Annotated in this window: 7 protein-coding genes; 1 reads left to right on the top strand and 6 read right to left on the bottom strand. The window is 68.9% G+C overall.

What is annotated here, in order from left to right:
* From VIM26_RS12340 to VIM26_RS12315, 6 genes are all read right to left on the bottom strand, one after another.
* The coding region (locus tag VIM26_RS12340) for a hypothetical protein (RefSeq protein WP_414696478.1) at positions 1-1,492 on the bottom strand (1,492 nt) is incomplete at its 3' end.
* Complete coding sequence (locus VIM26_RS12335) at positions 1,485-2,996, bottom strand: hypothetical protein (RefSeq protein ID WP_331951571.1); 1,512 nt, start codon at positions 2,994-2,996, stop codon at positions 1,485-1,487. The genes VIM26_RS12335 and VIM26_RS12340, both read right to left, overlap by 8 nt.
* A complete protein-coding gene (locus tag VIM26_RS12330; RefSeq protein ID WP_331951569.1) occupies positions 2,996-4,222 on the bottom strand; it encodes a hypothetical protein in 1,227 nt (408 codons plus the stop codon). Before VIM26_RS12330 ends, VIM26_RS12335 begins: the two co-directional genes overlap by 1 nt.
* Before the next feature lies 1 nt (position 4,223).
* A complete protein-coding gene (locus VIM26_RS12325; RefSeq protein ID WP_331951567.1) occupies positions 4,224-5,114 on the bottom strand; it encodes a hypothetical protein in 891 nt (296 codons plus the stop codon).
* A 19-nt stretch (positions 5,115-5,133) separates the two neighbouring features.
* A complete protein-coding gene (locus tag VIM26_RS12320) occupies positions 5,134-6,060 on the bottom strand; it encodes a hypothetical protein (protein ID WP_331951565.1) in 927 nt (308 codons plus the stop codon).
* Positions 6,057-6,794, bottom strand: coding sequence for a hypothetical protein (locus VIM26_RS12315; RefSeq protein ID WP_331951564.1), 738 nt, complete (start codon positions 6,792-6,794; stop codon positions 6,057-6,059). Before VIM26_RS12315 ends, VIM26_RS12320 begins: the two co-directional genes overlap by 4 nt.
* Positions 6,795-7,553: 759 nt before the next feature.
* Here VIM26_RS12315 and VIM26_RS12310 point away from each other — a divergent pair.
* The coding region (locus tag VIM26_RS12310) for a hypothetical protein (RefSeq protein ID WP_331951563.1) at positions 7,554-7,876 on the top strand (323 nt) is incomplete at its 3' end.

The following is a 7,876-nucleotide window of genomic DNA, read 5'->3' as shown; positions in this document are numbered from 1 at the left end:
AGCCGCGCGCGGCGGCGACGACGCGGTCGCCGTCGGCCTCGAGCGCGGTGCGCAACGGCTCGCTTCCGTGCTGCGAGAGCGTCGTGACCATCCGTTCGGTCAGCGCGTCGAGCGTGACTCCGTCGACCGACTCCGGGATCGAGTAGCCGGGCTCCTTGATGCTCTTGAGCACGTGCGCGACGAGCGCCGGCCCTTGCTGGCGCCGCCAGGCGACGGTGACCGGCCGGCTGCGGTTGACGAGGTCGACGGCCTCGCGCCGGTGCAGCTCGACCGCTTGCGCGACGCGGTCTCCCGTCGGTGACGCGCGAAGCTGCTCTCGCGCGCGCCGCCAGACGACCGAGTCGTCAGCCGGTGGCAGGGCGCGCGGGACCGCGATCGAGGCGCCGCGGTGGGGAGTCGCCGGCGGAGGGATCGGCCGGAAGTTGGGGTCGAAGTCGATGTTGCGCTGCGAGTGCAGCTCCTGAAGGACCTTGTCGATGTGGTTTGCCGTGCCCTTGCCCGTGGCGGGGTCGAGGGAGAAGAAGAGTCCGACGATCTCGCTCTTTGCGTTAACGACCACTGAGCCTGAGTCGCCCTGGAGGCCGAACGGCTCCGCGCCCGGCGTGGTCAACGGGTTGACGGTTATCTGGTTCGTGAAGATCTGGGTGTACGGGCCGACGGGCGCGACGCGGGAGTCGCTCGCGTGCTCGTATGTGACCGACACGGGCGCCTCGGTCACGGTTGCGACGGTCCCTTCGACGCGATGGCCGGTGCGGTATCCGACGAGGAACACGTGCTCGTTCGGCACGGCGTCCGCGAGGCCACTGATGCCGTCGTAGCCGTTCAACGCGAGGCCCTTGATCGAGTCGTCCCAGTCGACTCCACAGGTGCGGCACCACGACGTGTCGACCTTGACGACGGCGCAGTCGACCGAGGCGTCGACGATGCCGTCGACGACCACCCCGATCACGTTCTCGTCGGTCACGGTCGTAGCGCTCAGATCGGTGAAGGTTGGATTCGGCTGGTAGATCTTGCTCCCGATGCCACCGCCCGCCGCGAAAACCACGTGCCAGTTCGTGAGGAACGAAATGCTCTTGTCGCGACGGTTCGTCCCGATGCAGCCGAGGGTTCCCGCCTCGAGGGTGGGCTGTCCCGCCTTGAGAAACGAGAACCCGTTCCCGACCTTGATTCCCCCGAGGATCGGCCGGTGCATGGTTTCGTCGGACATCGCGGGCTCGCGGCGCGGCGGCAGGTTCACGTCTGTCTTGACACCCCCGATCTCGGCCGGGATCCGCGCGTCCGGAGGCAGCTGCTGCTCCGGCAGCTTCTCCTCCACGTAGACCCGGAACCCGACTTCGCCCGTGGCCTTCCCGTTCCGCTCCTTGACGCCGACAGCCACGTGGTAGACGCCCGGATAGGCAAGTAGGCGGTCGCGCAAACCGGCGTCGAGCAGCGCCTCGAGCCGGGCGTTTTCCCGCCGCAGCTCGTCGATGGACGGCGTGGCTTCAGACATGGCTGGGGACGGAGGGGTTGAGCTTCGCGAGTAGCTCGTCGAGCCGCTCGCTCTCGCGGAGCGCCGCGAGCGCGGCCGGGCCGTGCTCATCGATTGCCTCGCGTAGCGCGAGGCTGCCGTGCGCGGCGAGGACGGCGCCCATCCGCTCGAGCACGTCGGCGGAATCGCCGTTGGGCAGCTCGTCGGAGCCCGCGCGCACGGCGTTCAGGACCGTGGCGAAGAGCGCCGGGCCGCCGGCTCGGTGCCAGGCGACGGTGACCCGGCGGTTGTCGTTGACGAGATGGACGATCTCCTCGCGGTGCGCCTCGGCAAGCTGAAGGAGCCATGCGCCCGAGGGTTCGCGGAGCAGGCGCTCGCGCACCGCCCGGTAGGTCTCCGCGGCGGCCTCCGGGTCGACGACGAGCGCCGACGGGACAGCAAGCGGGGCACCCGCGTGCGTTCCGGCGCCGGCCGTGAAGTTGATTGTGATCCCGAGCGCGGCGCAGACGTCGGAGATGTGGTTTGCGTATGCGCGCGCCGCGGGCGGTGCTTGATCGTTTGACGCGAACTGGAGGCCGACGATTTTGTTGTCCTCTCCGATAACGACTGAGCCCGAATCGCCCTTGGCGGCGAAAGGACGCGTGGGGTCGGTGCTCGCGATGACGATCTGACCGGTGAACGCATGAGTCACCCCGCGTCGGGTGATCGAGATGTTGTGAGTCTCTCCGCCGTCGACGACGCGTCCGATCGTGCGGCCGGTCGCGGCTCCGACCTTGTAGACCGTTTCGCCTCCGACCGCAGCGCGCTGCCCTGATATGACGTTCGTCGGCGGATGTCCGCCCAGGCTCAGTCCGTTGATCTCGTTCCGGTAGTCGATCCCGCAACAGCGGCACCACGAAGAGACGTCGATTCGGGCGATCGCCCCGTCGACCTTGTCCGTGACCTTGGCGTCGAGGATGTTCGCGATCGAGTCCGTGTCGTCTGTGGGACGGAGAGGCAGGTCTGCTGGGTTCACCCGCGGCAGTACGCTCGGCGCCGGCTGATACACCGCGTCCCCTTTCCGCCCCGTGTTGTCGGTCAGGACATGCCAGTTCGACAGGAGGACCGCCGAGCGGTCGGCGTCGTAGGTCGCGATGCACCCGAGCGTTGCCGCGGCGATCTGCGACCGCAACCCGTCGTCGGTCAGATCGATGATCCGGTTCGTGATCTGGATGCCACCCTTGACCGGCCGGTAGCGGGCGTTATCCGCGGTGAAATACGCCTCCGTCTCGCCCAGGTTCACGTCCGTTGGCACGCCGTCCACCTCGGGCGGGATCCGCTCGGCCGGGGCCAGGTCTCCCGGCGGTTTCTTCTCGTCGACGTAGACCCGGATCGCCAGCTGGTCGGTGACCCGGCCGCCCGTCTCCTTGAGCCCGACGCTCACGTGGGTCACGCCGGGCAGCGCACGCAGCTGCTCCTCGGCCCCCGAAGCCAGGAGGGCTCGGATCGCCTCGTTCGCCGCGATGAGCTCGTCCAGTTCGGCCATCAGGCGCTCCGCGCCACGGCGGTTGGGCCCGTCGACTCGAGGTGGTCGAGGATGTCGGACACGCTGCCTTCCAGCGCGAGCTCGAGCACCGCGACGCCGTGCTTCTGGTGGTCTGCTCGGAGTGCGTCGCTCCCGTGGGTCGCGAGGACGTCTCGCATCCGCTCGAGCACCGCACGTCGCGTCACGCCTTCGACCTCGTCCGGAAGCACGTACAACTCCGAACGGGCGGCGTTGAGCAGATGGGCGGCCCAGGCGGGTCCGCGGCCGCGGCCGCGGTGCCAGGCGACGGTTACAGGGCGGCAGTGGTGCACCAGCCGCCCGATCGCCGGACCGTGCCGGAAACCCGCGTCGAGCAGCTCGCCGCCGAGCCGCGTCGCCCGGACGCGTTGCTCGAGGACCCTGAGCCGGATGTCGTCGAGCTCCTCTATTGGCGGCTCCGCCACAATGGCCTCGGGCACCGCGAGCAGGTGCCTACCTGCGTGCGGGGAAGACGGGACGGCGGACGGGATGTCAATGCCGAGTGCGTCCAAGACCGGCTCGATCGGGCACGCGAAGATGACGCTCGATAGCTCGGTGATCGCGTCCGGACTGGAGGCCCCGCGGGAGTGCATCAGCCCGACGACCTCGTTGAAGCGGTTGATCACCGCGGCGCCGGAATCGCCGGTTCCGAACACGATGTCCTCGCCCTGGCCGGCGTCGACCCGGATTTTGATCTGATTCGGCTTCACCGGCGCGCCGGGCCCGGCGGCGGGCGCCGCGACGACGCTCTGGACGGTCCCCGTGATGAAGCCCTTGAATGACGCGACCACGACGCGCTCGTCCTTCGCTGCCGCGTGCCATCCGGCGAGGTACCTGCCGAGGGCGGCGCCGTCCGCCCTGGCCGTGCCGCCGAGACCGCTGATCTGATTCACGCCGGTGACCCCCGGCTGTAGTCGTGCGAAGGCGCAGTCGACGTATGTCGCGCCTGCTCCGGAGGGAACGTTGCCCTCGTGGCCCGCGGTATCCGCGACCGCGACGATGTGCTTCGGGCAGCAGCATCGACACATTCCGGCGTCCGGTGACCCGATCTTGCGTGGTGGCGCCGAGTCGGCGTCGAAGATGACGTGCCGGTTGCTGAGCAGGACCTGGACGCTTCGGTCGGAGCGGAGGACGGCGAAGCAGGCGAGCGTCCCGGTGTCGCTCCCAGACGTCTCGTTCTGGATCGATGCGCCGGCGTGGACGTCCACGTCACCCACCCACCCGAGTCGTGCCCGTCAGCGCGCCGATGTTCAGCACCTCGAGGACCGGGCCGATGTGACAGCAGACGCTCTCACCGCGGTGATTCACGCCCCATAGCAGGCCAACCGCCGTCCCGCGTTCCGTCCGCAGGATCGCGCCCGAGTCGCCCTCCGCCGAGAACGGACCATCGCCGTCCGGGTGCACGAGGATCTGTTGCGGCGCGTGCTGGGTGCGGCCGTCGAGAACCGCCACGTCCGGATAGGCGATATCGACGACGATCCCCGCGGTCGTCCCGGTTGCACCTCCGGTCTTCGTGACGCGGTCGTCCGGCGCGGCGACGCCGACCGAGAGTTTGCGCCGCCGGCGCCATCGGCGCCGCCGACGGCCCGCAAGATCGGCCGAGGCGACGGCGCAGTCGACGTGGTGGTCGACGCCGCCGAAGGCCACGATGCCTCGCTTCCCGTACAGCGAGCGGCCGAGCTCGCGGAAGGACGGGGCGCCTTGGGGCCCGTCGACGAGCCAGACCGGCGCGTCTTCCGGGGCCCCGCCGCCGAAAAGGACATGGTGGTTCGTAAGCAAGACCGCTCGTCTGTCGTGGAGCGTGACCGCGAGGCAGCCGAGCGTCCCGGGGATGCCGAGCGAGTTCGCGATGCGCGCGCCCGGACTCGCAGGGGCGAGCGTGACGCCGGAGGCCGACCGCGTGGCGATCTTCTCGACGACGTCGGTCGGGCGTCCGTGCGCCGAGGCCGGGACGAGCTCCTCTGGTCGCACGCGATCCAGCGGCCGCTTCTCGCCTACGTAGACGCGCCAGGCGAGGACGTCGGTAACGGTGCCTGCGCATTCCTTCAGGCCGAAGCCGACCCCGACGACCCCGGGGATCGCCCGTAGCGACGGCGGCACGGCCGCAACGCTCTGATGCTCAGGCCGCCGCAATCGCCGCCTCGCTCTCGAGCCGGTCGATGATCTCCTCGAGCGTCTCACACGTCTGCACGAGCTCGATCAGCAAGCCGGCGTCGTCCTCGACCGCGCGGCGGAGCTCGGCGCTGCCCTCGACCCGGAGCGCGTCGCAGAGCGCCTCGACGAGATCCGAAAGCCGGTGCCCTGCGACTTCCACGGGCAATGCGGTCGTTCCGTCGCGCAGCGCGTTCATGCTCGCCGCGACGAACGCCGGCCCCTTGTTTCGGTGCCACGCGAGCATCACGCGCCGGCGGTGATGGATGAGCGAGCGCACCTCGCTCTCGTGGCGCCGCACTGCGTCGAGGAGCGCCCGGCCGGCAGCGGAGCGCTCGACCGCGGTCTCGATCTCGGTCACCTGCGCCAGGATCGACGGTTCCGCTAGCTCGTCGCCAGGCACGTCGATCTCGTCCGCCGCGGTCGTCCTGGACCCGACCACGATCCCCGTCGCCACGTCGATCCCGAGTGCCGCGAGCACCGGACGGATATGGCACGCTGCGGCGCGCCCGGTCAGGATCTCGACATCGCGGTCCTGACCGCCGGAGATCGTCTTGACCCTGATGAATGTGCCTCCCCAATGAAGGCCAACCACGTGCCGGTCGTTGTCGACCCAGATCGAGCCGGAGTCGCCGTGATCGCCGAAGAGCGTGCCCTCGAACCGGAGCCGGTTGGCGCCCGCCGGGGTGGCGGAGACCGTCCCACCATGGAAGGCCGCGATGATTTCGGCTTGGGAGTGGGGCTCGCGCGGGCTGATCTCATACGTCTGCGAGTAATTCGACCCGGCCGTCGGCAGTGCCTCGAGCTCCCACCGGATGACGGTGGACGCCGGCTGGCCGCCCTGCGCCGGAATCTGCTCCTCGAAGCACAATTCGACGATGGTTCCACTGGTCACGCCCGTGGCCTTACCGCGCTTGCGTACGGTGACTGGCGTGGCGGGCGCGCCTGCACGCCGGGTCGTCCCGGTGGGGCAGGGACCGGTGACATGGTCTCGGCTACGAGGTCGCGCACCGTCTGCTGTACCGCCCCGATGTCCGGGATCGTGTTCTCGAACGCCACGCCGTCGTTTAACTGGACGACGCCGCAGTCGACCCAGTACGTGCGGGCCTGGAACTGCTGCTCGGCCCGTACCGCATTCGGTGCGACCTCTCCCACGACGTGTGCGACAGGCTTGTTGCAGGGGACGTCGGCGAAGGCGCTGCGGCTCGGCTGGTAGATCGCGGGCCGCACGTCGCCGCCCTGATCCGGGACGAACACGTGTTGGTTCGTGAGGATGTAGAAGTGCCCGCCCTTCTGGACGAAACAGCCGATCGATCCGCTCGAGCCTTGTATGCCGTACATCTCGCGAGAGATCTCGAGGCCCGGCTTGAGCGCGGAGCTGCAGTGGGCAATACGCGGGCCGAGGACGATGACGTCGGTTGGTATGCCGTCGATCTCGGGCGGGATCCGCTCCGCGGGCGCAATCTCGTCGAGCGGCCGCTTCGCCAGGACGTAGACGCGGAACGCGTTTTGCGGCTGAGCCTCCCCGGCGGTCTCCTTCAGGCCGAAGCCGATGCGGACCACGCCGGGGATAGCCCAGAGCTTCTTGCGCGCCTCATCTGCGTCAAGCAGGGTCTGGAGATCCACCATCGGCGGCCCGACCTCGGGACTGTTCGTAGCCGGCGGGGCGCCCTCTTCCACGCGCCTCTCGATACGTGCGGCTTCCGCCGCGCACGAGAAGCGCCACCGTCACAGCTCTCCGCTCAAGGCTGCGGTTGACGCTAGATCATCCCCGTGCCGACTTCAAGCTACGCGGGGGCATTTGATCGTCAGCATCGGGTGGCATCCCTCGGTCTGCCGCGCGAAGACCTAGGACCAATCGACCAAGGAGCTCGGAGCCGTTCAGCAGAGCTACAAAACCGGGCCGTGCTGTTAGGCCGATCTCGCTGATTTCAGGATTGCGACACGGAGAGGCGCCGGAGTCGAACTGACCGAGCCGTGGGTTGCACGGCCGCACCGGTTTCGAAGACCCGACCCGCGTCGTGCGCAAAGAGTCGACTCTTGCGGCCACATTGCTCCTGTCGTGGCATCAGGCCCATGGCGATTTAGGATTTAGAACGGGTGCGTCGTTTTCGCGGCTGCGTGCCTCTACCCCGCTACAGCTGCCAGTTGCGTGCGTCATACAACGGCATCCCAAGTTGAGCGGCGCGGAGGGCAGCTTCGCGATCGGAAACGCGGTTTCCGCTCGGTGTCAGGGGGACGCGCGGTGCTGACCGGAAACTGTAAGGACTGGTGCGCGGTACGACGCCGGGGATGCGCGTGGGGTTCGAAAACTCGGTCACTCGGTCGGGAGGTCGCAGAGGTAGCGGCCGGGGTAGCGTCGGCTTTCCCGTCTGTTGGAGGTCGCGCGTGCTGTGGTCGCTTGCGTACTTGGTCGTTCGCCGTCTGTTCGAGCTGATCGTGCTCTGTTGCCGGTCACAGGAGTCGAAGGAGCTGGAGATCCTTGTGCTGCGGCACGAGCTCTCGATCCTGCGCCGGCGGCCGCAGCTGCGAGAGGCGGATCGGGTGTTCTTGGCGGCGTTGAGTCGCGTGCTGCCGCGTCGGGCCTGGTCAGCCTTCTCGGTCAGTCCGCGAACGCTGCTGCGCTGGCACCAGCGGCTGGTGGCGCGCCGCTGGACATACCCGCATCGTCGGCCCGGCCGTCCACCTGTCAATCGTGAACTCGAGGCTCT

This window comes from Pengzhenrongella sp. (assembly GCF_036565025.1).
Lineage (GTDB): Bacteria > Actinomycetota > Actinomycetes > Actinomycetales > Cellulomonadaceae > Pengzhenrongella.
This window is presented reverse-complemented; position numbering and strand designations above follow the sequence as displayed.